This is a genomic window from Synechococcus sp. CCY9202, assembly GCF_034931685.1.
GTDB lineage: Bacteria > Cyanobacteriota > Cyanobacteriia > PCC-6307 > Cyanobiaceae > CBW1002.
The window spans coordinates 1-22,145 of record NZ_JAYGID010000071.1; the positions used below are offsets into that span (position 1 = coordinate 1).

Sequence of the window (22,145 nt, forward strand, 5' to 3'; positions counted from 1 at the left end):
GGCAAAACACACCAAAAGGGGAGCTCTGAGCCGCTGAAACCCTGAAAACCAGCCCGATAGGAGCTCCGGCCCAGGTCTCAGGAGGGAAAAACGCGACTTCTCAGGCGGTTTTTCCGCAAACTCCTAACCAACCCAAGCCTCTTGACCCCATCGGCTTCAGTGCCTCAAGGCTTCCCGGTGGGCACGCAAGAACGCCTCCTGCTCGCGGCTGAAGGGTCGAATCAGATTCGCCCCTTCAATCCCCCAACAGCGCAACGCCTCCCCGGCCGCCTCGTGCTGCCAGATCAGTTCGCCGCTGGAATCGAAGCTGATCCAATGGCGATCAAACAGCTTGTCCACATGGGGTGAAAGCAGCAGGCCGTTGGATCCGCTCAGCCGTTCGCTGTTGTCGCAGTCGCGCCAGGGCTTGATGTGGCTGGCCACCAGGAACTCCTGCCGCGCCAGGCCCGTGACCCGGCAGGTCGGCTCCATCTCCGACACCCGATGGCGAAACAACCCCTGCCCCAGCCGCGCTTTGGTGAGCGCATCGCGCTCGGTGCTGCTGGGCACCTCCCGCAACCGTTGCATGTCATCGAGCAGCGCGGCGGTGTACTCCCCCTCCTCTGCCAACACCACCAGGTGCACCCGCACCGCCGGATCGGCGTGCTCCTCGATCAGCTGGAGCAACAGCAGCCCCAGGGTTTCGCTCAGCCCGGCCAGGTACACCCCCTGGTTGCCCCGGCCTGTGCTGGTGCTGATCGGGCTATGGCGCTCCGGCAGCAACGGTTGCAACAGCTCAAAGAACGTCTGCGGCACCAGCGCCTGGCGCAGCGGCTGCCAGTTCACCCGCACCAGCCAGCCCTCCTGGCTCCAGTTCTCCCCCGCAGAGCCGAACTCCGGCGGCTTGGGTGCCGTGATCGCCGCCATTTCCACCAGGCCGAGCTGGCTGATCCGCCCATTCGCATAGCTGAACACCACATCCCCCCGCTGGCAGCGGCTGAGGTTGTCGTAGGTCACGTTGCGGGCGCCGTTGGCATTGGCCTTCGGCGACCAGATGTAGCCGCCGTCGGTCTCCTGCCGGTAGGTCTGCTTGTGGTTCACCCACCAGTAGGAGGGCACGGATTCAGACAGGGCTTTCCTCGTTGTAGCCGGGGTGGGGCGGTGTGTCCTCAGGCGGGCCGTCTCGATGGAATCACCTCCTCACCCCGTTGCTCGCGGAACCCGTCCAGCCGCTGGCGGCACAGCTGCAGCAGCGCGTCGCGCTCGCTGTCGCTCAGTTCCTCCGCGCCGATCAGGCTGGTGAGCCCATCGCCGTAGCGGGGGATGCCGTTGCTGGTGAGCACGCGGCCCACGATCCGTTTCCCAGGATCCGCCGGGCGATGTCCTGCGCCGGGGCCGGGCTGTTGCGGCCTAGCAGTTCCAGCAGCATCAGTGGTTGGTCGATGTGGCTCATGCGCATCCGCTCGGCGATGTACTCGCGGAGGCGCTCGTAGGTGGGGGAGGGGTGAGGGGGCATGGGAGACCCCATCAGGGATCACGGTCAGAACCTGGCAGGATCAGTTCGTTCACACGCACCAGCAGCGCTTTCACCTGTCGGTTGTAGTGCGTTCGATCCAGCCCCAGAGGGGTGGGATCAGCGTCATAGCGGAATTGCACGGCGTAAACGGTGAGCTGAGCCAGCGGCTCCAGATCTGCCGTGCTCTCACCGGCTGCGGCGAGGAGCAGCAGCAGCCGACGCAGATCATGGGTGAGAGGCGCATCAACGTCCAGATGCAGCAGCCAGGCTTTCAACGCCTTCTCCACGGCCTGCTGAAGCCAGAACCCCCAGGCACCCTCCCGGAACACGGCGGGATCGCTGCTGGCCTCAGCCGTCTCCAGGTCGGCAGTGGCGATCTTCAGCAGGCCTTCCGGCTCAGAGAGCACCATCGAGCAAGCGCCCCTCCCGATAGGCCCTGCCGATCACGTGACTGCGCCAGTGGCGGCGCTCCACGCACTCCTGCTGCGAATAGAGCAGAAGATCGAGGGACACATCCGCCTGAGCCAGCTCGTCCCAGAGCTGGTTGAGCACCTCGAAGCGGTGGTGGCCCTCAAGCCAGTCATCCGGTGCGGTGATCAGCAGGTCGATGTCCGATTTCGGCCCCGCTGTGCCACGCGCCCGGGAGCCGAACAAGCGCACTTCGGCGCCTGGGATCCTTTGCCGGATCACAGCCGCCATCCGCTGGAGGCGCTGCTCGATCGGTGGCGCGGCGGCGCTGGTCATGCCGCCATTCTGGGCAGGGTCTTATCGGGCTGGTAGCGGGGGTGGGGAAACCGGGCTGGGCCGTCACGGGGGTGGCACTGGAGGAGGAGAAGAATTGGCGTCATGACATGCCCTTCCCCGGACCCCGCCTCACTCCAGGAAGCGTACCTACGATGGATTCCTTGCCTGGGGGTGTGATGGCGTTTGCGCCCATGTCTGACCTTCTCCAACTCCCGCAGAGCGAGCGGCTGGCCCTGGCGATCGCCCTGTGGGACAGCCTCGATGACCAGGCCCGGGATGGGGCGTTGCCGGTCGACCCTGCCCTCTGCGCGGAGCTCGACCGGCGCTGGGCCACCCATCTCGACAACCCGGACGAGGCTCTGGCCTGGGATGAGGTTCGGAGCCAGCTCGACCTCGGCTGACCATGCGCCCAGTTCGCTTCCTGCCGGATGCGGTGCAGGATCTTCTGGCGACTCAGCGCTGGTATGGCATGCGGGAGCCTGCGTTGGCTCGTGACTTTGCTGAAGTCTGCGCTGCTGCGGTGGAGCGCATCCGCCGCGATCCCCGATCCTTCCCCTTGGTTCACGGGCAGATCCGCAGGCTCGTCATGAAGCGTTTTCCCTATGCCGTCTACTTCCGGGAGCAGGGCGATGAAATCCTGGTGATCGCCCTTCACGGCCGCCAGGATCCCAAGCTTTGGCAGCAGCGCACCTGAAACGTCCGTTGGACAGACCCCATTCATGGGCCTGATGTGGAAACGTTCCTACGTTGATTCGCCTGGAGACAGCTGAGTGGGGTTCCCGATGGCTGGGCAACTGCCTGGCGGCCCGTCACTCGCAGCGGCCCCGTGCCCTTGTGAGCACCCGGACCTTCACCGAACCGCTGATCGGGCTGCGGTGGCGGGAGCGATGGGCGTAGCCGAAGGCTTCTGCGTAGGCGAAGCCTTCTCGTAGAGAAGCAGTACACCTCCTCACCCCGTTGCTCGCGGAACCCGTCCAGCCGCTGGCGGCACCGCTGCAGCAGCGCGTCGCGCTCGCTGTCGCTCAGCTCCTCCGCGCCCATCAGGCTGGTGAGCTCATCGCCATGGCGGGTGATGCCGTTGCCGGTGAGCACGCGGCCCACCATCCGTTCCCCAGGATCCGCCGGGCGATGTCCTGCGCCGGGGCTGGGCTGCGGCGGCCCAGCAGTTCCAGCAGCATCAGCGGTTGGTAGATGTGGCTCATGCGCATCCGCTTGGCGATGTACTGCCGGAGGCGCTTGTAGGTGGGGGAGGGGTGCGGGGGCATGGGGCGATGGTGGCGGCTCCCAAGCGCCTGGGCCAGGTTTGGTTTCGGGCGGCCCGTCAGGCGGAACCCCCTGCTGGGATCCCTTCTGGTGAGGGCGCGTGGCGGCTGCAGCCAACCCGGCTCCAGCTGTGGCTGTGCCGCCCCAGTCCCTCTGCCCAGACAGAGTCAGCATCCTGCCCACCACTGCCAGACTGGTGCCGTTGGAGGGCGTCATGCAGGAAATCCTTTTCGTGGTCGAGGAAGCGGAGGATGGCTCCTTCCGAGCCAGTGCAGCTGCCGCCGCGATCCACACCGAGGCCGACACCCTTGAGGAGCTCCACCGGGAGATCCGCGACGCCGTCGTCTGCCACTTCGATCCCGGCGAGGCGCCACCCCTGATCCGCCTCCATCACGTGAGGCAGGAACTGCTGGCCCTGTGAGGATTCCGCGGGACGTCAACGGCCAGCTCCTGGCCGAGCGCCTCCATCGCCATGGCTACGCGGTGACTCGCCAGACAGGCAGTCACATGCGGTTGACCCGAGATGCCGCCGGCCAGCAGCAGCACCTCACGATTCCGGCCCACAAGCCCCTGAGGGTTGGCACCTTGCGGCAGATCCTCAAGGACGTGGCCGGCCAGGTGGGCTGCTCGATCGAGGAGCTGATCGGCAGCCTGGATCTTTGAGGCCCCCGGGGGCTTCTCCCCCAAGGCCGGCTCCAAGAGCATGAGCGGTTGGATGATGGGGCTCATGCGCATGCGCTGGGCGATGGCGTGCCGGAGGCGCTCGTAGTTGGGGGAGGGCTGTGGGGGCATGGGGGAATCCTGGCTGGGGTGTGACGGGGGGTGGCACTGACCAAGGAGAAGCCTTGGCGTCATGTCATGCCCTTCCCCGGACCCTGCTCCACGCCAGGAAGCGTGCCTACGATGGATTCCTTGCCTGAGGTGTGATGGCGTTTGCGCCCATGTCCGACCCGCTCCAACTCCACCAGAGCGAGCGGCTGGCCCTGGCGATCGCCCTCTGGGACAGCCTCGAGGACCAGGACAGGGATGGGGCGTTGTCGGTCGACCCTGCTCTCTGCGCGGAGCTCGACCGGCGCTTGGCGTCCCATCTCGACAACCCGGACGCCGCTGTGCCCTGGGATCAGGTGCGGAGCCAGCTCGGCCTCGGCTGACCATGCGCCCGGTTCGCTGGATGATTGAAATGCCTTGCCCTGGTGCCAGAATTACTGTTCCGTCGATGTCCTGATGACCAAGACCGACCCAGAGCTTCAGCGGCTGCGACAGCAGGCCAGTTCACTGCCGCTGGGTTCGCGCATCATCCGTGCGGTGGCCAGTTCCACGGCCATAGAAACGGGTCAGTCGGTTGCTGAAATCGAACGTGAACTCAGGAATCGACAATCCCCCCAGTCAACACCTGCCTGAACAGATCCTCCATTGGGGTGACATTCAGCACAGACCCCGCCCGGATCGCGGCGAAGTACAGGTCCCGCTGACGATCCCATTCTGAATAGTCGAGCGGACCAATCCCCGCTTGGCACGCCATCACATCTGCCAGCAGTCGGGCTATTCGACCATTGCCTTCGCGGAACGGATGGATGAGCACGAATTCAACATGCACCTCGGCAAGTCCCCTGATCAGATCACCCATCGAGTCTGGGGTGAACGGAGTCAGCCGACCCAGATACTCCGATTCGAATGACTTGAGCAGATCTGGAAAAAGGTGAGCACTCGCGAAAGGAAAGCCTTGTTTGCTCAGATTGAACGTTCGTACCTTTCCTGCCCAGGAATAGACAGACCCCAGCCATTGCCGATGCCAGTCGATCAAGTCTGAAACGCTCAGGCGGTTGGTCGGAGCCCCATTCCCGATGATCGTTTGATAGAGATCGAGAAGCAGGTCCCGTTCCACGACCTCCATCACCGCCGGATCCGTGATGCCCAGGCGATTGCTCAGAACCAGACCATTCGATCCTGGCTCACTCTCCGCGACAGAGCCAACGACCTTGTAGCGACTCATCGGTTCTCTCCCAGGATCTGCTGAAGCTCACTGGCCCCGCAGCGCTCACAGCGGCTGGCCTCCGGCAGCAGCTCGATTGGTCTCATGCGCATCCGCTCGGCGATGGATGCCCGCAGGTGCTCGTAGGTGGGCAAACGGACCGGGGGCATGGGGGCATGCTGGCTTGGGGTGTGACGGGGGGGTGGCAGTGATGGAGGAGGAGCGATGGCCCCTTTCCTCCATCCCCCCCCCACCCGATGGGACCGACACCATGGCTCCCTGCTGATATGGACCAAGGGCACGAAGGTAGACACCGTCTATCCATGGAACTAGGCTGCACGAAGGTTTGCGGCACAGCCGTGGCTGCCACCCCTCGCCTCAGCTGGAACCTGCGGGTCTCGCCCGACGATCAGGCCCTGATCGATCGCGCCGTCCGTGCCTCCGGGCTCACCCGAACCGACTTCGTTCTGCAGGCGGCCCGCACCGCCGCCCGTGAGCTGCTGGTCCAGCAGAGCTGGCAGTCCGTGTCGTCTGAACAGTTCGACCAGCTTCTCCGCCTGCTGGATGCTCCCCCAAGCCCCAGTGACCGCCTGCAACGCACCATGACCGCGCCGAGGCCCTGGCAACGCTGATGGAGCTGCTGGTGCCGCAGCCCCTGGCCAGCCACCACAGCACCGCCGGCTTCGACTGCGGCGACACCAGCCTGGATCACTGGCTCCGGCAGCGTGCCCTGCCGAATCAGCAGAGCGGTGCCACACGCACGTTTGTGGTCTGCGATGGCGACGGCACCGTCAAGGCCTATGGGGCTCTGGCCTCCGGTGCCGTGGCGGTGGCCTCCGCACCCGGGAGCTTTCCTCGCAATAGGCCCGATCCCATCCCGGTTGTGCTGCTGGCACGGCTTGCGGTCTGCCGCGGTGTGCAAGGTCGCGGCATCGCGCGTGCCCTGCTTGCCGATGCGTTCGAGCGGGTCCTTCAGGCCAGCGAACGGATCGGCGTTCGCGGCATCGTGGTCCACGCTGCTTCCGCGGACGCCCGTAACTTCTATCTGCACATGGGTTTCGATCCCTCACCCATCGATCCCGACACCCTCCTGATCCGTCTCTCGGATGTGGCGGCAACCCTGGGGTTGTGAGCGGCCGTAGATGGAGGCTTCGTAGCCGTAACCCCCTCGCCGCTGATCAGCGAGGTTCCGCTGTTCCTGTTCCGGGTGATGACCCAGCAGTTCCATGAGCATCAGCGATTGATCGATGGGGCTCATGCGCATCCGCTCTGCGAGGGACTGCTGGAGGCGTTCGTCGGTGGGGGACGGGTGAGACGGGGGTGGAACTGACAAAGGAGAAGCCTCGCTGCCGTGGCGCTCACGCGCTCTCCTTCACCCCACAACGGCCTGCCGCCCAGAGCCCATCAGCGGGTCAGCCCCGTGGGCACGTAGCACGCGCGCTAACATGGAGGGATCGTTTCGGCTTGAGTACTACAACGCTCGTGTTCGCGAGGACATCAAGGACAGGCCTCCTCACTCCAAAGCCATGGGCGGCGGCCTGTTCGAACTCAGGCCCAGAGGCCGTTCCGGCATCGGCCGGGCCTTCTACTGCTTCTGCGGTGGCCGGGTGATCACCGTGCTCCATGCCTTCGTGAAGAAGACCCAGAAAACAGCCAGGCGTGAGCTCCTCATCGCTCGCGAACGCCTCAGGAACGTCAAACGCTATGCCTGACATCCCCTATCAACCGGTCATCCGCGATCGCGGCGCCGAACGCGCCCGGCTCGATCAGGTGCCGGGCTACAGCGAAGCGCGGCAGGAGGCCGCCGTGGAATTCCGTCTGCTCCGGCAGCTCCTGGAGGCACGCCAGCGGGCCGGTCTCACCCAGGAGGAGGTCGCCGTGCGGATGGGCACCACGCGCAGCGCCATCAGTCGGCTCGAGGGATCCCGCAAGCACATACCCGCACTGTCCACTCTCCGCCGCTACGCCGATGTGCTCGGCTGCGATGTGGAAATCCAGCTGGTGCCTCGAACCCCTGATGAAGCTTCACCGCCTTGGTGAGCGGCGGTGGAAGGCATCGAGGCGCTGGCGGCACAGCTGCAGCAGCACGTCGCGCCCCTCGCCGTAGCGGGTGATGCCGTTGCCGGTGAGCACGCGGCCCACCATCCGTTTCCCAGGATCCGCCGGGCGAGGTCCTGGGCCGGGCTGGCTGTTGCCTGGCAGATCCGTGGCCCAGCAGTTCCAACCGCTGCGCGGAAGCCTGCGGCTACAGCATCAGCGGTTGATCGATGGGGCTCATGCGCATGCGCTCGGCGATGTAGGCGCGGAGGCGCTCGTCGGTGGGGGAGGGAGGCAGAAGCATCGGGGCATCCTGGCTGGGGTGTGACGGGGAGGGCACTTGTAGGCAGAAGCCTTGCTGCCGTCTCCTCGATCCATCCCATCGCGTCCTCCGTCGTGGAGCGTGCCTACCCTGTGTTCTCAGCCGTCCGCCGTGGCGATGACACCCCTGTCTGACCTCCTTCAGCTGCCCCAGAGCGAGCGCCTGGCCCTGGCGATCGCCCTCTGGGACAGCGTGGATGACGAGGCCCGCGATGGGGCGCTGCCGCTCGATCCCGACCTCTGCGCTGAGCTGGATCGGAGCTGGACGGCCCATCTCAGCAACCCTGACGCAGCTCTGGGCTGGGATGAGGTGCGCAGCCAGCTCGGCATCGAATGACGCTCCCTGCAGTGCGCTTCCTGCCTGAGGCGCTGGAGGAGCTCCTGGAAACCCAGCGCTGGTACGGAAAGCGTGAGCCGGCGTTGGCCAACGACTTTGCCCAAACCGTTGCTGCTGCGGTGGAGTGCATTCGCCACAGTCCCCAATCCTTCCCCTTGATTCACGGCCGGATCCGCAGGCTGGTGCTGGAGTCGATTTCCCTATGCCGTCTATTTCCGCGAGCAGGGCGCTGAACTCTTCGTGATCGCTCTGCACGGCCGCCAGGATCCCCACCGCTGGCAGCAGCGCTCCTGAATGGGCGTCGCCGCCCCAGTGCTGGCATGGGTTCTGGCACCGGGTGGCACGGGGAAACCAGCGGGGGCCGTAGCTGGCCTGTACACCGCGGAAGTCGGTGGTATGGGTGTCGCTCAGTTCGTCGCCGCCGATCAGGCTGTAGGCGCCGTTGCCGTAGGCGGTGATGTCGTTGCCGGCAAGAGGGGGCCGATCTACTGCCGATCGCCGTTCAGGCACATCACGCGCTCGTCGATGGTGTGCATGTGGCCCGCCTGCTGGAGCGGCTGTCTTCCCTCTGCCGTGATCCGCAGCAGGTGGTGAGCCTGGGGGATGCGGCAGCGTTCTGAGCCGCTGCCGCAGAGCCCCCGGGAGTAGGTGAATCCGGCGGACAGGCTGGTCCTGCTCAGCTCAGCAGACAGGGTTCACGCTCCACCCCTGCAAGCTGGCTGGGGGTTTCCCTGCGGAAACTCTTGAGCTTGTGATTGTGTGCCTGTAATTCCTCCACTAACACCTGGCAGGCGTTCTCCGGCATGGTGTGGTCGCCACAGGTGAACACATCCACGGCCGCATAGCCTGATTCGGGCCATGTGTGGATTGAGATATGGGATTCGGCCAGCAAGGCCAGACCCGTCACCCCATGGGGCTTGAAACTGTGGGTGATCAGGTTCAGGAGTGTCGCGCCAGCACGCAATGCTGCGTTCGTGATGGCGGATCGAAGAAAGAGTTCGTCGTTGAGCCGGGCAACGTTACAGCCGTACAGCTCAAGAATGCAGTGTTTGCCCACCGTATCGGTGATTGGCGCTTGGCAGGGGGGCGCTGGGAGGCTCCATCCAGGGTTTGGGTGGAAGCGCGCAAAGGCTTCGCTCATCAGGGGAGCAGCATGGAACTTTTCCACCTAAGCACGAGAGCAGATCCATCTCCCCGTTCAGGGGCAACGGCGAGGGCTCAGCTTTCGCCGGGGCGTCGCAGCAGCAGCAGGGTGCAGTCGTCCTGGAGGGCGCCGCTTCCGCTGAAGGCGGTGAGCCCATCGCGCAGGTCATCCAGGATCGTCGGCAGCGGGGCCGCTTTCCGCTGGAGCAGCAGGTCCCGGCAGGAGTCGATGCCGAAGGGCTGGCCGTTCCCGTTCTCCGCCTCGGTGAGCCCATCGGTGTAGGCGAACAGCAGATCGCCGCGGTTCAGTTGCACGGTCTCGCTCCGGTACGTGGCCCGGGGGGCGACGCCGGCCAGCAGGCCACGGGGCAGGGGCAGCTCCGAACAGCGATCGTCCTGAAGCACCAGGGGAGGCAGATGACCGGCATTGGAGTAGGTGAAGCGGCCACTGGTCGGCTCCAGGTAGCCGCAGAACAGGGTGACGAACAGACAGGCGTCATTGCCCTCGCAAAGGAAGGCATTCAGCTGCTCCAGCACGCTCTCCGGAGCGGTTGCGCCCATCGCCAGGCTGCGCATCAGCCCGATCGTGCGCGCCATCAGCAGGGCCGCGCCGATTCCATGGCCCGATACATCGCCGATGCACACGAACAGGCGGTCGTCGGCGGTGAGGAAACTGTCGAAGAAATCACCACCCACGCTGGCTGCCGGTTCCACCCGGGCGCAGACATCCAGTTCTGGATGGTGGGGGAAGAGGGGATGGCCCAGCGGCAGCATGCTGGCCTGGAGCTGCCGGGCCAGATCGAGCTCCTTGCGCAGATGCTCCAGTTCGAGGCGCTCGCGCAGGTTGCTGAGCGCCAGCTGGTTGGTGGTGCGGGCCCGCTCCGTGAGCCCCCGCATCAGGTTGCGGGCCACCCCCGGCAGCGGCACCAGCCGCTTCCAGAAGAAGGTCCCGCTGACATGCAGCACCTCCGCTTCTCCCTCGCAGCGCACCAGCGCCGACACCGGCAGTCGGTCGATGGCGGAATACTCCCCGATGCACTGTCCCGGTTGGATCGCAATGCCCTTGCCCGGGTTGATCTCATCGGACAGGTACACCATCAGCTCGCCTTTGAGCAGGATGTAGAGGCTGTCATTGGGTTGCCCTGGCCGCAGCAGATCTGTGCCGGGGCCGAGCCTTCGCACCTCGCAACGGCTGAGCAGCCGCATCAGTAACGCTTCATCCACCTCCCGGAAGAGGGGGATCCAGCCATAGCCCCGGGGTGGGTCCGGAGTGGCGGGGGCAGCAGCAGGGTCGAGGCTCAGCTGTCCGGGCTCCAGTGCATGACAATTCTGAGTTCGTTGTGCCCATCCAGCATGCGGTAGGACATCTCATCGCTGAACGCCTTCACCAGGCGCAGCCCAAGTCCGCCGGGCGTGGCCTCCTCCAGGCTGCCGGGAATGGGCTTGCTGCTGGCCTGGCTGGAGTCGAAGGGGGCGCCCCGATCGGACACCACGAGCTCGGCTCCGCAGGCCCCGGTTGGCTGGAGGGCCTGCAGCCTGAGCTGGATCGGATGTTGTGCCGCCGCCTCACCACCGTGTTCCACGAGGTTCGCCAGAACTTCGTTCAGGCAGAGCTCGAGCCGGTCGATCTGTTCCTCGGGCATGGCCAGGGCCGCACCGCTCTGCTGCAGCCAGGCGGAGGCGCGACGGAACTCCAGTGGATCCGCGCCGATCTCCAGAGCCAGGTTGTCCGGCGGAGGGGGAGCCGTCATTCCCTCAACCCGCCCCGCGTGCCAGAGAGTCCAGCGCCTCGGACTCCTCCGAGAACACCGGGATGATGTCGGCAATGCCGACGGTCTCCAGGGTGCTCTGCACCAGGGCGTTGTCCCCCACCAGCAGGGCCATGCGGCCGCCCTTCATGTCCAGCGCCTTGGCGCTGTGGATGATGCAGCGCAGCCCCACGGAGGCCAGGAACGACACACCGGTGAGATCCACCAGAACGGAAACCGGCTTGCTCGCCGCCAGGCTCGTGAAACGCAGCTCGATTTCACCGACTCCCACCATGTCCAGGCGGCCGCTCAGCCGGATGCGGCGCAGATCGTCTGCCAGATCCTCGTGCTCCAGGGAAACGCTGCTCATGGTGATCAACGGATGGGTCAATGGTCGTGTTTGGACCGTAGACCGAATGCCCAGCCAACAGCCATGCATGGGCCCCCTGAATTCAGAAACCGAAGCTCGTCTGGATCTGCCTGTCCAGCTGATGGAAGCTCCTGCCTGGCGGGGTGTCGCCCCAACCACCCATCCAGAACAACGCTCCACTTCGGCTCTGGTTGGGTGATTGGGGCGACGGCTGACCTCTGGCGTGTCTCGGGAATCAAGAAGTTTTTCTTTCCGAGGGACTCATTCCGGCAAGATCATTTGGCACTGAGATGCCTTCTTTTCTGCTCTGCAATGTTGGAAAGATTTCGTCTCGGGCGCGCCAGGACTTCCTGGACAGATCGGTATTTCCTGCGCAGCTGATCGGTCTGCTCCCTGTGCACTTCCAGCGAAGATCACACCCCAGTGGATCTGCAGATCGTTCTCCCCGCCCCGGGAAAGGAAGGCGCATGCTTGCGGGTCGCTTTCGCCGGTAGCCCGAGCCGTGCGGATTGACAAGGTGGAGGAAGGATCACGGGTGTGTTCTGAACAACGTGTTTCATCGGCTCCGCAGGCAAGGCTGAATCGGTGCAGCCGCCGCCATGGACCTCTGGATCCTGCAGAAGAAGCCGGCGGGCCTGGTGGAGCCCTACGAATCGGCGAGATTGCGCGAGGAGGCCAGGGAGCTGGGGATCGGCCTGAAGACCCTGGTACCGGAGCAGATCGATCTGGTGGTGAGCAAAGGCGGCCCTCGATCGATCCGCCTCTGTGGCCAGGAAGTCACACTCCCCGATGGTCTGCTGCCGCGCACCGGCAGCGGCACAGACTATTTCAGCCTGGCGATTCTCCGGCAGCTGGAGCACCTCGGTGTGCCCAGGGAATGAGCTCAGCAAGCTTGATTCAGCGATCGTCACCAGAGAGTTTGCCGCCAAATGGCATGAAGACATCCTCAAACGAGAGCTGATGACGATGCTCGCGCCGACACATGTGGAAAACTCTGGACTGCTTTTCGGCGATATAGAGCCGAATTGAGCACATTCTACAGTTGAAATCTGCTCGGATCCACTGCGGTGCAGCCGCTTTGCCCTTTCTCAGGAGGTCCTAAGTTGCAGTTGTTGCGGCGGACGCCCTCTTTGCAGCACTGCTCTCTCATTACGGAAGCCGCCTATCATTTCGAGCTGTATGGGAATCAGAAACGAGAAGACTTAACAACATCGACTACAGTCCTGGTACCTGCGGAGGCAATCCATGCTAGTCACCAAAGATAACCGTCAACTCGCTTATCTCGAAGTCGGAGATCCTGATGGTCCACTCGTCATTCACAATCATGGCGGACCTAGTAGCAGGCTTGAGGCGCATTTCTTTGAGGATGCGGCATCAAAGCATGGGCTTCGACTCGTTTGCGTCGATCGGCCCGGCATCGGACAGTCCAGCCCACAGGAGGCACGCAAATACTCGGGATGGGCTGACGACATAACGGCGATCGCCGACTCTTTGGGATACCGCGAGTTTGGAGTGACAGGCTGGTCGGAGGGTGGCCCCTGGGCGCTGGCGGCAGCTGCTTATATCGACCCTGCTCGACTGCGCCATGTGACCAGCATCGCCGGTGGCAGCTACGGAGCCTTCGGCGACAACTCGGCAAGAAAGCACCTTTCCGCTATTGATTCACTAGGAGGATTTCTCGCACTGCATTTTGAACCTGGTTTTCGTCTCATGTACGAGGCGCTTGCCAAGACTGCCGTTAACTTCCGTGAGACCTACATCCAGCAACTACTGAAAACCATCAACGCATACGACCAGGAGATCCTGCAGCGACCGGGCTTTGCAACTGCCTTCTGCGAAGCAAGCGCCGAATGCTTTGCCCAAGGAAGCGAGGGCCTGGTGAGAGATTCCGAAATACTCTACCGGTCCTGGGATTTTGATGTTCGCCAAATTCAACGACGCGTTCATCTATGGCAAGGGCTTGACGACCGACTCGTGCCCGACGCGATCAACAAGGATGTTGCCGACCAGATGCCTGGAGAGGTTTGGCATCCTGTTTCGGGGGCCGGTCATTTCGTGGCAATCGGCTCGGCAGAGGAAATATTCGGAGTCGCCGCTGAGGAACTCTCCCAGAAGGCGTGAAGCGGCAATCAAAGATTCAGAAGCCCAACATCCAGATCAAGAAGACGGGAGCAGAAGGCATTCTGTTATTGCTTATGACCACAACAACCCGCTTCTGATCTGGGGCGTTAATCAATTCGGGCTCATTATCCCTTCTTCCCAGAAATTGCCCCACGCACTCCACCTCTCGGCTGCTCACAATCCCCCAAGCATCTTGGAATCAGATGCCAGTGCGCATGAAACACCTTCTGCCCTGCGGCCTCGCCTGAGTTCAGCCCCCCTCTTGCGTTGAGCAAACCAGCCCAGCCACTGATCGACGCGTCCTGGGCACTGAGCTGCTCCCGTCGAAGCTCCAGCCGCTCCACCACGGCGTTCCTCTCCGGCTGGTGCAGCTCCAGCCCACCGGCCCCATGACGACGCGGGATCACCAGGCTGTGGCCCTCGCTCACCGGGTCGGCGTCGGCGATGCAAAGCGCCAGTTCGTTCTCCAGCAGCACCCGGCCGCTGCCCTCCAGCGCGCAGAACACACAGCCCGCTTCGCGGTGGCCGTAGCTGGCCTGTACACCGCGGAAGTCGGTGGTATGGGTGTCGCTCAGCTCGTCGCCGCCGATCAGGCTGTAGGCGCCGTTGCCGTAGGCGGTGATGTCGTTGCCGGTGAGCATCTTGCCCACCATCCGCTGCCCAGGATCCGGCGGGCCACGTCCTGGGCGGGGGCATGGGGCGAAGGTTGCGGGGTGAGACGGTGGTGGCACTGGTGGAGTGGAAGCCCACTGGCGAAGCCTTGCCCCCCCTCCCCCCCTCGGCCACCTCTGGCCGTCTGCCTACGATGAATTCACCTCGAGAGGTTGAGACTGTGCGCACGTTCTCCGCCGTGATCGAGCGCTGTCCCGACACCGGGCTGCTAGTGGGCCACGTTCCTGGCTTCCCCGGCGCCCACAGCCAGGGGGAGACCCTTGATGAACTGCAGGCCAACCTCCAGGAGGTGATCGCCATGCTGCTGGAAGACGGCGAGCCTGTCCTGGAGAGCGATTTCGTGGGCCTGCAGCAGATCGTGGTGCCTGCCTGAGCGTGGGCTCAACCCCGGTTCTCACGCCATCGGAGGTGGCCGCTGCACCACCGTTCCTGCCCACAAGGGTCGCGACATTGCGCCACCGCTGCTCCGTCAAATCGCGAAAGACATCGGCATGACTGTGCAGGAGTTCCTCAGCTATCGCTGAATCCGACATCGGCCTTGTGCCGCTGGGGAGCCTGGGGCTGCTGGCTTCAGCCGTCTCCAGGTCGGCAGTGGCGATCTTCAGCAGGCCTTCCGGCTCAGAGAGCGCCATCCAGCAACCGCCCCTCCCGGTAGGCCCTGCCGTTCCACGGGCCCGGGCGTGTGGGCCAGGTGTGGCTTTGGGCGGCCCGGCAGGAAGGCGACCCTGCTGGGATCCCTTCTGGTGTGGGCGTTTGCCGGCTGCAGCCAACCCGGCTCCAGGTGTGGCTGTGCCGCCCCAGCTGCCTGAGGCGTCTACACTTCTGTCTAAACACCTGATGTCCATGGCCGCCACCCCTTCGCGCCAGGCTCTGCGCCGCTGGGGCAACAGCCTTGGCATTCGCCTGCCTGCAGCCATCGCCCGGGAGGCTCGGCTGCAGGAAGATCAGGCCGTGGAACTCTCCGTCGTGGAAGGTGGGGTACTGATCCGGCCGGTTCAGCCTCGCCTGTCTCTGGCCGAACGGCTGGCGGCCTACGAGCCCATGCCGGGCGAACCCACGGAGGCCATGGCCTTCCCTCCGCTCGGGGCTGAGGTCGTCGAGTGAGCCCCCGCCGAGGAGGCCAGGCGTGGGTGCCCGAACGCGGTGACGTGATCTGGATCGACCACAACCCCCAGGCCGGCCGCGAGATGAAGGATCACCATCCCTTTGCGGTGCTGTCCAGCGCTTCCTTCCACGCCACCGTGGGCCTGGTTGTGGGCTGCGCCATGACCTCAGCTCCCACCAACCGTGGTTCCACCCTTGCCGTGGATCTGGGCCCCATCCCCGATCGGCCGGGTGCCCACAGCTATGTGCTCTGCCAGCAACTCAAATCCTTCGACTGGCGCGCCAGGGGTGCACGCCCCCATCCAATCGGACGTCTGCAGGACTCCCAGTTGGAGGAGGTGCTGGCGATCGTGGGGCAGATCCTTGGCTTGGTGGTCTGAGCCACGGGCCTCTACGTGCCCTTGCCCCAGCATGGCAACCTGAGTGACCGGGACAAGGTGTTGGAGGCTGGCCGGCTGATGCAGGCTGAACTGGAGCGACTCGGTTTGAGCGAAGACGAGCTCAGTGCCGACTTCAAGGCCTGGCGGAAAAGACGCCCATGCTGTTGATGGTCCAGGTTGTGGAAAACAGTGTGCTGGGGTCGGCCAAGGTGGAGGCCCTGGCGAGGATCCGCGACAAGGATGACTGGCCTGCCCTGGCGCTGGCGTTGCCATTGGAATGCGCCATCCCGTCCACCAAATGTCGACGAGGGATCACCAGGCTGTGCCCCTCGCTCACCGGGTAGGTATCGGCGATGCAGAGCGCCAGCTTGTTCTCCAGCAGCACACGGCCGCTGCTCTCCGGCTCGCAGAAGACACAGCCTGCTTCGTGGTGGCCGTAGCAGGCCTGCACACCACCGTCATGACAGACCAGCTTGGGCGCATCACCATCAACCCTGAGATCTGCCATGGCAAACCAACCATCCGCGGGTTGCGTTATCCCGTGGAGATGGTGCTCGAACTGTTGTCAGCTGGGATGAGTGCGGCTGACATTCTCGCCGATTATCCAGATCTCGAGGCTGAGGACATCACGGCAGTGCTTGAGTACGCAACCCAGCTTTCCCGGATTCAGCGGGTTGACCTCCTCTCGGCATAAGGATCCTGCTGGATGCCCAGTTGCCACGATCGCTCGTTCGGCCGCTGGAACAAGTGGGTTGCGACATCCTACACACCCTTGATCTACCTGACGGGAATCTTAGCGCCGACAACATGATTTCCTCCATTGACGACATCGCTGGGAGGATTGTCTCCTGTAAGGATGCAGATGTCGTCCGCAGTCATCTCTTGCGCGGCACTCCCGCCAGGCTTCTGCTTGTGGCCACGGGTAACATCGGCAACCAGGATCTCACCGCTCTGTTGCTTCGTTCTGCCGGCGCTGAACCGGATGTATGAAACCCATGACCTCATCGAGCTGAGTCGGACCCAAAGAGGCCATCACCTCGACATGGCAGCGCAGGCAGGGTGCCCGGGCAGCACGGCTGTCGGCGATGAGGAGTGTGGCTCCCATTCTTCGGCCAGGGCCTGCAGCGCGTGTTACTCAGCAAGCTGATCAACCAGCACAAGGCGGATGGTAGGGGATCGAGCAGGTACGCGTTGTCGGCTCGGCGAGCGGTTTCGTTGAGTTCGCGCAGGGCGAAGGTGCTCAGTGGCTGTCGGGCGCGGTTGGCCAGCCTTTCGACCCGCGCGTCAAAGCTGGCGTGTTGCCGAGGTGGTGCCGCCAGGCCCATGGCTTATCAGCGAGAAGGCTGCTCCAGCTCAGAAGCCTTCGGCTTGAGGATCGTCTTCAGACCCTGCTGCGCTACCAACACCCAGCCGACCGCCTGAGACAATCCAACCTCGGCGACCCCCAGGGAAAGACATGACCGTTCTGGGGAGAGAGGCGATCCTGCAGGCGATCCAGCGGGGCTCCATCACGGTCACCCCGTTCGATCCCGAGCGCCTGGGTCCCGCCTCGCTCGACCTCACCCTCGCCCCCATCTTTCGCGTGTTCCGCAAGGTGCATGAGGTGATCGAAGTGCGTGAGCACACCGATTACAGGCAGCTCACCGAGAAAATCGAGGTGCTCGACGGCCAGCACATCCTGATCATGCCGGGCGAAACGGTGCTCGGCATCACCCAGGAGCGGCTGCGCCTGGGCCCCGGGCTGTGCGGCTGGCTGGAGGGTCGCAGTCGCTTCGCGCGGCTGGGCCTGATGGTGCACATCAGTGCCCCCTTCATGGGGCCGGGGATCGACAGTCAGCAGGTGCTGGAGATGAGCAATTTCGGCCCCGCTCCCCTGGCTGTGCATCCCGGCACCGCGATCTGCCAGTTCGTGTTCCAGAAGCTGCAGGGCAGAGAAAGCTACGCCGGCCGCTTCGCCGGCCAGACACAAGACTCGTTCTGAGCGCCTCGGCCGTTGCCTGGCTGCCGACAGGGGCGTTGCGGCAGAGTTCACTCACGGTTCAACGCAGCCAATCACCGATGACCCGCTACCTGCCCACCCACCAGCAGCAGTGGCAGCCGATCGATGTGCGGGGCGTCACGATGCAGGCCTGCCGCCTCTGGGAAGGCGACCACAACGTGGAATCGGGCCTCTACCGGCTGCCGCAGGGCATGACAATTCCACGCCATCACCATGCCTGCTGGTGCCAGGTGTTCGTGGTCAGTGGCGCGATGCGGGTGCAGGCCGATGGCGACGATCCCCACAGCATCGATGCCGGCGGCTATTACTTCGTGGAGCCAGGCGACACCCACACCGAAACCGCGCTCGAGGACACCCTGTTGCTGGTGACCTGTGAGGAAGACCGACCAGAGTTCCACCGCTAGATCCTGCGGCAGCGTCCATTGCGGGTGTCTCTTTGTTCCTTTCCGGGCCCACATCCACCTGCAGGGTCCACGCCGCCAGATTGTGCAGGCTTCACTCCTCTAAGACCATAACGCGATCCCCTGTGCTGTTCGAGGTCATCTGAGATCAGAAAATGCCCAGGGTTTTCTTCTTGCAGTAGCCCGCCCCAATGTTCATCCAGCCCGAGTCACAGGGCTTTCCATCGGTGGGCTTCACCTCATAATAGATAGGTGAATTGCAGTGCTGCTTCAGGTCATTCACATACCCAAGCGGACACTGGTCATAACCCGGCAGTTTGGGAATCCGCTTCTGAGCCAGTGCTGACCCAGGCGTCAGCAACGGCAGAGCCAGAGGCGGCAGGGTCAGGAGCACAGTGGCCAGACCCAGGGGTAGCGTCTGCACTGGACCAGCAAGCAACTGGTCAAACCCTAGGAGTTTGTCGCGGGTCGTGCCACCTGCCGGCGCCGATCCCGCCAGCGACGACGGCCAAGGTGGGGCGAGCAGCTCGGGGCCAGCCGGGTGAGCAGAATGGCGACCATGCAGAGCAGACAACCGCCAACCCCCCTGCCACCGATCGCTGGCTCTGAAGCCGAGATCCTTGCGCTTGTTCAGGATTCCGGCCCGGTGGCGCTGCCGCACACGAATCTCCACCTGGAGCAGATCCGTTCTGGCTTTGCCTGCGCGCTCCACATGCATCAGCCCACGATTCCAGCCGGGGCGCATGGTGAACTCATCTCCCATCTTCAGTACATGCTGGAGCACGCGGGCGAGGGCGATAACCACAACGCCGAACCCTTTGCCCAGTGCTACAGGCGCCTCGCCGACATCATTCCTCAGCTGATTCAGGAGGGCTGCAACCCTCGGATCATGCTCGATTATTCGGGCAACCTGCTCTGGGGCGTTGAGCAGATGGGCCGCCACGACATCCTCGAGGCCCTCCAGAAGCTCGCCTGCGATCCCACCCTCCAACCCCATGTGGAGTGGCTCGGCACCTTCTGGAGCCATGCCGTGGCGCCCTCCACTCCCATCCCCGACCTGAAGCTGCAGATCCTGGCCTGGCAGCATCAGTTCGCGGCCCTCTTCGGCAAGGAAGCCTTGCAACGGGTGAAGGGCTTTTCACCCCCGGAAATGCACCTGCCCAACCACCCCGACACGCTCTATGAATTCGTCAAGGCCCTCAGGGAGTGTGGCTACCGCTGGCTGCTGGTGCAGGAACACAGCGTCGAGAACTTCGATGGCTCCGGCCTGTCTCAGGAGCAGAAATACATCCCCAACCAGCTCGTGGCCCGCAGCTCCAGTGGCGAAGAGGTCTCGATCACGGCACTGATCAAAACCCAGGGCTCCGACACCAAGCTGGTGGGGCAGATGCAGCCCTGTTACGAAGCTCTGGGGCTCGGCCGGCAAGTGCTGGGAGACACCACGATTCCTTCGCTCGTTTCCCAGATTGCCGATGGGGAAAATGGTGGCGTGATGATGAATGAGTTCCCGCCTGCTTTCGTGCAGGCCCATCACACCATTGCATCCCATGGATGTGAACCAGGCACGGTGGCGATCAATGGCACGGAATATCTTGAGTTGTTGGAGGCCGCTGGGGTGTCATCCCAGGATTTTCCGCAGATTCAGGCGGTGCATCAGCACAAGCTGTGGCAACAGCTGAGCGGATCGCCGACCCCCGCCGCCATTCAGGCGGCGATCACCCACCTCCAGGCCACCGATCCCTCCTTCTCGATGGCCGGCGCCTCCTGGACCAACAACCTCAGCTGGGTGGAGGGCTACGCCAACGTGCTGGAGCCGATGAACAGCCTCAGTGCCCAGTTTCACCAGCTGTTTGATCCCCTGGTGGCGCACGACCCCGCAGTGACCCAGACCCCGCCCTATCAGCAGGCCCTGCTCCATCTGCTGCTGCTGGAAACCAGTTGCTTCCGCTATTGGGGACAAGGCACCTGGACCGAGTACGCCCGCGAGATCCACCGGCGCGGCCAAGCCGCGATCGCTGCCGTGCCCTCTGGCTTCTCCCGGTCCATGGAGCCGGGCGCGTCCTGACCGCTGAAGGCAGGATGGGGGCGTTGTCTCTGCGTGTCGGCTTGATGCTGCTGTCCGGACCTGCCCTCACGCTGCCCGACCGCCTCGATGCGCTTCTGGAGGTGGGGCTGGTCCGGGATCCTGACGGTCCAGCCCTGCAGGATCTCCATACAAGCCTCAGCTGGAGGCAGCTGGCAGAGCGGGTGGAACGACTGACTGCCGCCTACGGCACCATGCCGCTGAAGGCTGGCGACCGGGTGGCGTCCTTGATGCCCAACCGGGTCGAGCTGGTGATCCACTACCTCGCTTGTCTGCGGCTGGGCCTGGTGATCACACCGCTCAACTACCGCTATGTGGTGCCCGAGATCGACCATGCCCTGCGGGTGAGCGGGGCGGTGCTGCTGCTGTATCACCAGGAGCGCCTGGCTGATCTGGAAGCCACGCAGCTGGCCGGATCCCTGCCTCTGGGGCTGATCCGCTTCGAGGATGGGCAGAGAGCGGCAGGGGCTGAAGGCGAGAGGTGCCTTGAGACTCTGCTGACCACGCCTGCCACCGGGGAGGAACTGTCCTGCCTGCCAGCGGAGGCCCCCGCGATCATTTATTTCACCTCCGGCAGCACTGCCAAGCCCAAGGGGGTGACCCACAGCCGCGCCAGCTATGGAGCGACGCTCGCCAGCCTGGCCCAGGTGATGGAATACGCGCCGGGGGAGCGTCTGATGGTGGGCTGCTCGCTGGCCCATGCGGCGGCCTCGATGTACGGACTGGCAGGCCTCTCGCTGGGGGTCACCCTGGTGGTGGCGACCGAGAGTGACAACCATGCCCTTGAGGCGCTCCTGCATCACCGCCAGCCGAATCTGCTGCTGATGTTGCCGGCACCGCTGATGGGCCTGATGCATGACCGCGATCTGAATCCGGCCGATTTCGCCGACGTGCGCCTGTGCCTCTCCGGTGGTGACAAGGTTCCCCTGCAGCTGCAGCGGGATTTCAAGACCGCCGTGGGTTTTTCGATCGACGAATGCTTCGGCATGAGTGAATGCGGTGTGGCCACGATGTCTCCGCCTTCCGGCGAGAACCGGGTCGGCTCGGTGGGTCGGGTCTGCCCCGGTTTCGAGTGCTCCATCCGCAACGAGGAGGGCCGCGAACTGCCGGTGGGAGCAGAAGGAAGGTTGTGGCTGCGTTCGGCGTCGGTGATGACGGGCTACTGGGACAATCCCACCGCCACAGCCGAGACGATTGTGGACGGCTGGCTCGACACCGGTGACGAGATGCGCCTGGACGCGGACGGCTACCTGTGGTTCTGCGGCCGACGCAAACAGATCATCGTTCACGATGCCTCCAACATCTGTCCGCAGGACGTGGAGGATGCCCTCTGCGAACACCCTGCTGTGGAACTGGCCGGAGCGATCGGCATCCACGACGTCATGCACGGGGAGAACGTGCGGGCCTACATCACCCTCCAGCGTGGGGCCCAGGCTCCGATGGCCGCCGAGCTGATTCGCTTTGCCCGCGAACGCATCGGTTACAAGGCACCGGAGGAGATTGTGGTGCTGGCGGAGATGCCCCTCAACCCGAGCGGCAAGGTGGACCGCGTCGCGCTCAAAGCGATGGCGGCTGAAGCTCCCAGGAGCTGAAAACTGGCGAAAGCCATCAAAGACTGTCTTGTATTCGTAGAAGCTCTCGACTCAGCCCCAACCCTGATCGACCATTCCCTGGGAGGAGTCGTCGCATAGAAGCTTGCGGCCATCAGCTTGGCCGAAGCGATTGTGCTGTTTATTGGCAGTGTCCATTGGAGCATCGTCCCGATGACCATGACACCCACCGATGACGCGGCAGTACAGAAGCAGTACAGACGCGCAGATCGCCACGGTTAAGAGTTTGCTGAAAAACGAGCCCACGAGCCAGTTTTCCACAGGCATCAGTGGATTTCCGGCTCAAAAAGTCGGATCGGCGGCTATCAGAGCCGCAAACTGCCCGATTTCGGCATCGTTGGCCTC

Annotated in this window: 36 protein-coding genes and 2 pseudogenes; 24 read left to right on the forward strand and 14 right to left on the reverse strand. The window is 64.1% G+C overall.

Translation table 11 applies throughout. The features are described 5' to 3' along the window. Positions 1 to 156: 156 nt before the first annotated feature. The 4 genes from VB777_RS10040 to VB777_RS10055 form a co-directional block, all read right to left on the reverse strand. On the reverse strand, positions 157 to 1,098 hold the full coding sequence (locus tag VB777_RS10040) for an HNH endonuclease (protein WP_322756916.1): 942 nt from the start codon (positions 1,096 to 1,098) through the stop codon (positions 157 to 159). 50 nt (positions 1,099 to 1,148) lie between these two features. Next, positions 1,149 to 1,331 (reverse strand): hypothetical protein, encoded by a 183-nt coding sequence (locus VB777_RS10045; RefSeq protein ID WP_322756915.1) that lies wholly within the window; start codon positions 1,329 to 1,331, stop codon positions 1,149 to 1,151. A gap of 175 nt (positions 1,332 to 1,506) precedes the next feature. After that, complete coding sequence (locus tag VB777_RS10050) at positions 1,507 to 1,905, reverse strand: HEPN domain-containing protein (protein WP_322756914.1); 399 nt, start codon at positions 1,903 to 1,905, stop codon at positions 1,507 to 1,509. Further along, positions 1,892 to 2,239 carry a nucleotidyltransferase domain-containing protein gene (locus VB777_RS10055; protein WP_322756913.1) on the reverse strand — a complete coding sequence of 116 codons (348 nt, stop codon included), beginning with the start codon at positions 2,237 to 2,239 and terminating at the stop codon, positions 1,892 to 1,894. Before VB777_RS10055 ends, VB777_RS10050 begins: the two co-directional genes overlap by 14 nt. A 191-nt stretch (positions 2,240 to 2,430) precedes the next feature. On the opposite strand from VB777_RS10055, the gene VB777_RS10060 reads away from it, so the two are divergent. Beyond that, complete coding sequence (locus VB777_RS10060) at positions 2,431 to 2,640, forward strand: addiction module protein (protein ID WP_322756912.1); 210 nt, start codon at positions 2,431 to 2,433, stop codon at positions 2,638 to 2,640. 2 nt (positions 2,641 to 2,642) lie between these two features. Continuing rightward, positions 2,643 to 2,933 carry a type II toxin-antitoxin system RelE/ParE family toxin gene (locus VB777_RS10065; RefSeq protein WP_322756911.1) on the forward strand — a complete coding sequence of 97 codons (291 nt, stop codon included), beginning with the start codon at positions 2,643 to 2,645 and terminating at the stop codon, positions 2,931 to 2,933. Positions 2,934 to 3,279: 346 nt separating this feature from the next. Here VB777_RS10065 and VB777_RS10070 read toward each other — a convergent pair whose 3' ends face one another. Continuing rightward, positions 3,280 to 3,504, reverse strand: coding sequence for a hypothetical protein (locus tag VB777_RS10070; RefSeq protein ID WP_322756910.1), 225 nt, complete (start codon positions 3,502 to 3,504; stop codon positions 3,280 to 3,282). A gap of 212 nt (positions 3,505 to 3,716) precedes the next feature. On the opposite strand from VB777_RS10070, the gene VB777_RS10075 reads away from it, so the two are divergent. The 3 genes from VB777_RS10075 to VB777_RS10085 all read left to right on the forward strand — a co-directional run bounded on the left by VB777_RS10075 (position 3,717) and on the right by VB777_RS10085 (position 4,653). After that, positions 3,717 to 3,923 carry a 2-oxoisovalerate dehydrogenase gene (locus tag VB777_RS10075; protein ID WP_322756909.1) on the forward strand — a complete coding sequence of 69 codons (207 nt, stop codon included), beginning with the start codon at positions 3,717 to 3,719 and terminating at the stop codon, positions 3,921 to 3,923. After that, positions 3,920 to 4,165, forward strand: a complete 246-nt coding sequence (locus VB777_RS10080) for a type II toxin-antitoxin system HicA family toxin (protein WP_322756908.1) — start codon at positions 3,920 to 3,922, stop codon at positions 4,163 to 4,165. Before VB777_RS10075 ends, VB777_RS10080 begins: the two co-directional genes overlap by 4 nt. Positions 4,166 to 4,443: 278 nt before the next feature. Next, entirely contained in the window at positions 4,444 to 4,653 is a 210-nt protein-coding gene (locus tag VB777_RS10085) for an addiction module protein (RefSeq protein WP_197155610.1), read from the forward strand. Positions 4,654 to 4,865: 212 nt separating this feature from the next. Here VB777_RS10085 and VB777_RS10090 read toward each other — a convergent pair whose 3' ends face one another. Both VB777_RS10090 and VB777_RS10095 read right to left on the reverse strand, forming a co-directional pair. Next, positions 4,866 to 5,495 carry a Fic/DOC family protein gene (locus tag VB777_RS10090; protein ID WP_197155608.1) on the reverse strand — a complete coding sequence of 210 codons (630 nt, stop codon included), beginning with the start codon at positions 5,493 to 5,495 and terminating at the stop codon, positions 4,866 to 4,868. Beyond that, on the reverse strand, positions 5,492 to 5,644 hold the full coding sequence (locus VB777_RS10095) for a hypothetical protein (RefSeq protein WP_197155600.1): 153 nt from the start codon (positions 5,642 to 5,644) through the stop codon (positions 5,492 to 5,494). The genes VB777_RS10090 and VB777_RS10095 overlap by 4 nt, the downstream gene beginning before the upstream one ends. Positions 5,645 to 5,833: 189 nt before the next feature. Between VB777_RS10095 and VB777_RS10100 the strand changes: the two genes are divergently transcribed. The 7 genes and pseudogenes from VB777_RS10100 to VB777_RS10130 all read left to right on the forward strand — a co-directional run. Continuing rightward, a complete protein-coding gene (locus VB777_RS10100) occupies positions 5,834 to 6,106 on the forward strand; it encodes a DUF1778 domain-containing protein (protein ID WP_322758768.1) in 273 nt (90 codons plus the stop codon). Then, the gene (locus VB777_RS10105) at positions 6,106 to 6,606 is read left to right on the forward strand and encodes a GNAT family N-acetyltransferase (protein WP_322758767.1); all 501 of its coding nucleotides are present in this window, start codon (positions 6,106 to 6,108) and stop codon (positions 6,604 to 6,606) included. The genes VB777_RS10100 and VB777_RS10105 overlap by 1 nt, the downstream gene beginning before the upstream one ends. Positions 6,607 to 6,919: 313 nt before the next feature. Next, the gene (locus VB777_RS10110) at positions 6,920 to 7,186 is read left to right on the forward strand and encodes a type II toxin-antitoxin system RelE/ParE family toxin (protein ID WP_323248681.1); all 267 of its coding nucleotides are present in this window, start codon (positions 6,920 to 6,922) and stop codon (positions 7,184 to 7,186) included. Next, positions 7,179 to 7,514 (forward strand): helix-turn-helix transcriptional regulator, encoded by a 336-nt coding sequence (locus VB777_RS10115; protein WP_197155593.1) that lies wholly within the window; start codon positions 7,179 to 7,181, stop codon positions 7,512 to 7,514. The genes VB777_RS10110 and VB777_RS10115 overlap by 8 nt, the downstream gene beginning before the upstream one ends. A 436-nt stretch (positions 7,515 to 7,950) precedes the next feature. Beyond that, positions 7,951 to 8,169: an addiction module protein gene (locus VB777_RS10120; RefSeq protein WP_323248683.1), complete on the forward strand. Its 219-nt coding sequence runs from the start codon at positions 7,951 to 7,953 to the stop codon at positions 8,167 to 8,169. Next, entirely contained in the window at positions 8,166 to 8,402 is a 237-nt protein-coding gene (locus VB777_RS10125) for a hypothetical protein (RefSeq protein ID WP_323248685.1), read from the forward strand. The genes VB777_RS10120 and VB777_RS10125 overlap by 4 nt, the downstream gene beginning before the upstream one ends. Positions 8,403 to 8,651: 249 nt before the next feature. After that, a pseudogene (locus VB777_RS10130) lies at positions 8,652 to 8,789 on the forward strand (CatA-like O-acetyltransferase); the annotation flags it as partial. A 56-nt stretch (positions 8,790 to 8,845) separates the two neighbouring features. Here VB777_RS10130 and speD read toward each other — a convergent pair. The 4 genes from speD to VB777_RS10150 all read right to left on the reverse strand — a co-directional run bounded on the left by speD (position 8,846) and on the right by VB777_RS10150 (position 11,430). Further along, positions 8,846 to 9,310, reverse strand: coding sequence for an adenosylmethionine decarboxylase (gene speD / locus VB777_RS10135; protein WP_322758764.1), 465 nt, complete (start codon positions 9,308 to 9,310; stop codon positions 8,846 to 8,848). A gap of 77 nt (positions 9,311 to 9,387) precedes the next feature. Next, positions 9,388 to 10,536 (reverse strand): SpoIIE family protein phosphatase, encoded by a 1,149-nt coding sequence (locus VB777_RS10140; protein WP_323248687.1) that lies wholly within the window; start codon positions 10,534 to 10,536, stop codon positions 9,388 to 9,390. A gap of 74 nt (positions 10,537 to 10,610) precedes the next feature. Continuing rightward, positions 10,611 to 11,063 (reverse strand): ATP-binding protein, encoded by a 453-nt coding sequence (locus tag VB777_RS10145; RefSeq protein WP_323248689.1) that lies wholly within the window; start codon positions 11,061 to 11,063, stop codon positions 10,611 to 10,613. 4 nt (positions 11,064 to 11,067) lie between these two features. Then, positions 11,068 to 11,430 (reverse strand): STAS domain-containing protein, encoded by a 363-nt coding sequence (locus tag VB777_RS10150; protein ID WP_323248691.1) that lies wholly within the window; start codon positions 11,428 to 11,430, stop codon positions 11,068 to 11,070. 599 nt (positions 11,431 to 12,029) lie between these two features. Between VB777_RS10150 and VB777_RS10155 the strand changes: the two genes are divergently transcribed. Together VB777_RS10155 and VB777_RS10160 are read left to right on the forward strand one after the other, a co-directional pair. Next, positions 12,030 to 12,311 (forward strand): hypothetical protein, encoded by a 282-nt coding sequence (locus VB777_RS10155; protein WP_323248693.1) that lies wholly within the window; start codon positions 12,030 to 12,032, stop codon positions 12,309 to 12,311. A 364-nt stretch (positions 12,312 to 12,675) separates the two neighbouring features. Then, positions 12,676 to 13,551, forward strand: a complete 876-nt coding sequence (locus VB777_RS10160; RefSeq protein ID WP_323248695.1) for an alpha/beta hydrolase — start codon at positions 12,676 to 12,678, stop codon at positions 13,549 to 13,551. A gap of 125 nt (positions 13,552 to 13,676) precedes the next feature. Here VB777_RS10160 and VB777_RS10165 read toward each other — a convergent pair whose 3' ends face one another. Further along, positions 13,677 to 14,204, reverse strand: a complete 528-nt coding sequence (locus VB777_RS10165) for an HIT family protein (protein WP_323248696.1) — start codon at positions 14,202 to 14,204, stop codon at positions 13,677 to 13,679. A gap of 179 nt (positions 14,205 to 14,383) precedes the next feature. Here VB777_RS10165 and VB777_RS10170 point away from each other — a divergent pair, with 179 nt between their 5' ends. From VB777_RS10170 to VB777_RS17400, 4 genes are all read left to right on the forward strand, one after another. Beyond that, complete coding sequence (locus VB777_RS10170) at positions 14,384 to 14,596, forward strand: type II toxin-antitoxin system HicB family antitoxin (RefSeq protein WP_323248698.1); 213 nt, start codon at positions 14,384 to 14,386, stop codon at positions 14,594 to 14,596. Positions 14,597 to 15,066: 470 nt separating this feature from the next. Beyond that, positions 15,067 to 15,327 carry an AbrB/MazE/SpoVT family DNA-binding domain-containing protein gene (locus VB777_RS10175; protein WP_323248700.1) on the forward strand — a complete coding sequence of 87 codons (261 nt, stop codon included), beginning with the start codon at positions 15,067 to 15,069 and terminating at the stop codon, positions 15,325 to 15,327. Positions 15,328 to 15,353: 26 nt separating this feature from the next. Then, on the forward strand, positions 15,354 to 15,707 hold the full coding sequence (locus tag VB777_RS10180) for a type II toxin-antitoxin system PemK/MazF family toxin (protein ID WP_323248702.1): 354 nt from the start codon (positions 15,354 to 15,356) through the stop codon (positions 15,705 to 15,707). Between the two features lie 167 nt (positions 15,708 to 15,874). After that, positions 15,875 to 16,051 (forward strand): PIN domain-containing protein, encoded by a 177-nt coding sequence (locus VB777_RS17400; protein ID WP_416238338.1) that lies wholly within the window; start codon positions 15,875 to 15,877, stop codon positions 16,049 to 16,051. Here the strand turns inward: VB777_RS17400 and VB777_RS17405 are convergent. Beyond that, positions 16,009 to 16,215 (reverse strand): annotated as a pseudogene (locus tag VB777_RS17405) (HIT family protein); the annotation flags it as partial. The gene VB777_RS17400 and the pseudogene VB777_RS17405 overlap by 43 nt on opposite strands. Here VB777_RS17405 and VB777_RS10190 point away from each other — a divergent pair. From VB777_RS10190 to VB777_RS10200, 4 genes are all read left to right on the forward strand, one after another. After that, the gene (locus tag VB777_RS10190; RefSeq protein WP_323248706.1) at positions 16,138 to 16,401 is read left to right on the forward strand and encodes a DUF433 domain-containing protein; all 264 of its coding nucleotides are present in this window, start codon (positions 16,138 to 16,140) and stop codon (positions 16,399 to 16,401) included. The pseudogene VB777_RS17405 and the gene VB777_RS10190 overlap by 78 nt on opposite strands. Before the next feature lie 8 nt (positions 16,402 to 16,409). After that, positions 16,410 to 16,697, forward strand: a complete 288-nt coding sequence (locus VB777_RS17410; protein ID WP_416238339.1) for a DUF5615 family PIN-like protein — start codon at positions 16,410 to 16,412, stop codon at positions 16,695 to 16,697. A 466-nt stretch (positions 16,698 to 17,163) separates the two neighbouring features. After that, a complete protein-coding gene (gene dcd / locus VB777_RS10195; RefSeq protein ID WP_323248708.1) occupies positions 17,164 to 17,688 on the forward strand; it encodes a dCTP deaminase in 525 nt (174 codons plus the stop codon). Positions 17,689 to 17,765: 77 nt separating this feature from the next. Next, complete coding sequence (locus VB777_RS10200) at positions 17,766 to 18,110, forward strand: cupin domain-containing protein (protein ID WP_323248710.1); 345 nt, start codon at positions 17,766 to 17,768, stop codon at positions 18,108 to 18,110. Positions 18,111 to 18,255: 145 nt separating this feature from the next. On the opposite strand, the gene VB777_RS10205 is transcribed toward VB777_RS10200, so the two are convergent. Continuing rightward, positions 18,256 to 18,531 carry a hypothetical protein gene (locus VB777_RS10205; RefSeq protein WP_416223897.1) on the reverse strand — a complete coding sequence of 92 codons (276 nt, stop codon included), beginning with the start codon at positions 18,529 to 18,531 and terminating at the stop codon, positions 18,256 to 18,258. Between the two features lie 135 nt (positions 18,532 to 18,666). On the opposite strand from VB777_RS10205, the gene VB777_RS10210 reads away from it, so the two are divergent. Then, a complete protein-coding gene (locus VB777_RS10210) occupies positions 18,667 to 20,172 on the forward strand; it encodes a glycosyl hydrolase family 57 (RefSeq protein WP_323248712.1) in 1,506 nt (501 codons plus the stop codon). Between the two features lie 23 nt (positions 20,173 to 20,195). After that, complete coding sequence (locus VB777_RS10215; protein ID WP_323248714.1) at positions 20,196 to 21,782, forward strand: class I adenylate-forming enzyme family protein; 1,587 nt, start codon at positions 20,196 to 20,198, stop codon at positions 21,780 to 21,782. The last annotated feature ends 363 nt before the right edge of the window (positions 21,783 to 22,145 follow it).

Bases quoted from the DNA above. Each gene is read 5' to 3' on its own strand.
- VB777_RS10050 (WP_322756914.1), bottom strand. From the start codon at position 1,905: ATGGTGCTCTCTGAGCCGGAAGGCCTGCTGAAGATCGCCACTGCCGAC.
- VB777_RS10055 (WP_322756913.1), bottom strand. From the start codon at position 2,239: ATGACCAGCGCCGCCGCGCCACCGATCGAGCAGCGCCTCCAGCGGATG.
- VB777_RS10060 (WP_322756912.1), top strand. From the start codon at position 2,431: ATGTCTGACCTTCTCCAACTCCCGCAGAGCGAGCGGCTGGCCCTGGCG.
- VB777_RS10065 (WP_322756911.1), top strand. From the start codon at position 2,643: ATGCGCCCAGTTCGCTTCCTGCCGGATGCGGTGCAGGATCTTCTGGCG.
- VB777_RS10070 (WP_322756910.1), bottom strand. From the start codon at position 3,504: ATGCCCCCGCACCCCTCCCCCACCTACAAGCGCCTCCGGCAGTACATC.
- VB777_RS10075 (WP_322756909.1), top strand. From the start codon at position 3,717: ATGCAGGAAATCCTTTTCGTGGTCGAGGAAGCGGAGGATGGCTCCTTC.
- VB777_RS10085 (WP_197155610.1), top strand. From the start codon at position 4,444: ATGTCCGACCCGCTCCAACTCCACCAGAGCGAGCGGCTGGCCCTGGCG.
- VB777_RS10090 (WP_197155608.1), bottom strand. From the start codon at position 5,495: ATGAGTCGCTACAAGGTCGTTGGCTCTGTCGCGGAGAGTGAGCCAGGA.
- VB777_RS10095 (WP_197155600.1), bottom strand. From the start codon at position 5,644: ATGCCCCCGGTCCGTTTGCCCACCTACGAGCACCTGCGGGCATCCATC.
- VB777_RS10105 (WP_322758767.1), top strand. From the start codon at position 6,106: ATGGAGCTGCTGGTGCCGCAGCCCCTGGCCAGCCACCACAGCACCGCC.
- VB777_RS10110 (WP_323248681.1), top strand. From the start codon at position 6,920: ATGGAGGGATCGTTTCGGCTTGAGTACTACAACGCTCGTGTTCGCGAG.
- VB777_RS10115 (WP_197155593.1), top strand. From the start codon at position 7,179: ATGCCTGACATCCCCTATCAACCGGTCATCCGCGATCGCGGCGCCGAA.
- VB777_RS10120 (WP_323248683.1), top strand. From the start codon at position 7,951: ATGACACCCCTGTCTGACCTCCTTCAGCTGCCCCAGAGCGAGCGCCTG.
- VB777_RS10125 (WP_323248685.1), top strand. From the start codon at position 8,166: ATGACGCTCCCTGCAGTGCGCTTCCTGCCTGAGGCGCTGGAGGAGCTC.
- speD (WP_322758764.1), bottom strand. From the start codon at position 9,310: ATGAGCGAAGCCTTTGCGCGCTTCCACCCAAACCCTGGATGGAGCCTC.
- VB777_RS10145 (WP_323248689.1), bottom strand. From the start codon at position 11,063: ATGACGGCTCCCCCTCCGCCGGACAACCTGGCTCTGGAGATCGGCGCG.
- VB777_RS10150 (WP_323248691.1), bottom strand. From the start codon at position 11,430: ATGAGCAGCGTTTCCCTGGAGCACGAGGATCTGGCAGACGATCTGCGC.
- VB777_RS10155 (WP_323248693.1), top strand. From the start codon at position 12,030: ATGGACCTCTGGATCCTGCAGAAGAAGCCGGCGGGCCTGGTGGAGCCC.
- VB777_RS10160 (WP_323248695.1), top strand. From the start codon at position 12,676: ATGCTAGTCACCAAAGATAACCGTCAACTCGCTTATCTCGAAGTCGGA.
- VB777_RS10165 (WP_323248696.1), bottom strand. From the start codon at position 14,204: ATGGTGGGCAAGATGCTCACCGGCAACGACATCACCGCCTACGGCAAC.
- VB777_RS10175 (WP_323248700.1), top strand. From the start codon at position 15,067: ATGGCCGCCACCCCTTCGCGCCAGGCTCTGCGCCGCTGGGGCAACAGC.
- VB777_RS17400 (WP_416238338.1), top strand. From the start codon at position 15,875: ATGGTCCAGGTTGTGGAAAACAGTGTGCTGGGGTCGGCCAAGGTGGAG.
- dcd (WP_323248708.1), top strand. From the start codon at position 17,164: ATGACCGTTCTGGGGAGAGAGGCGATCCTGCAGGCGATCCAGCGGGGC.
- VB777_RS10200 (WP_323248710.1), top strand. From the start codon at position 17,766: ATGACCCGCTACCTGCCCACCCACCAGCAGCAGTGGCAGCCGATCGAT.
- VB777_RS10210 (WP_323248712.1), top strand. From the start codon at position 18,667: ATGCAGAGCAGACAACCGCCAACCCCCCTGCCACCGATCGCTGGCTCT.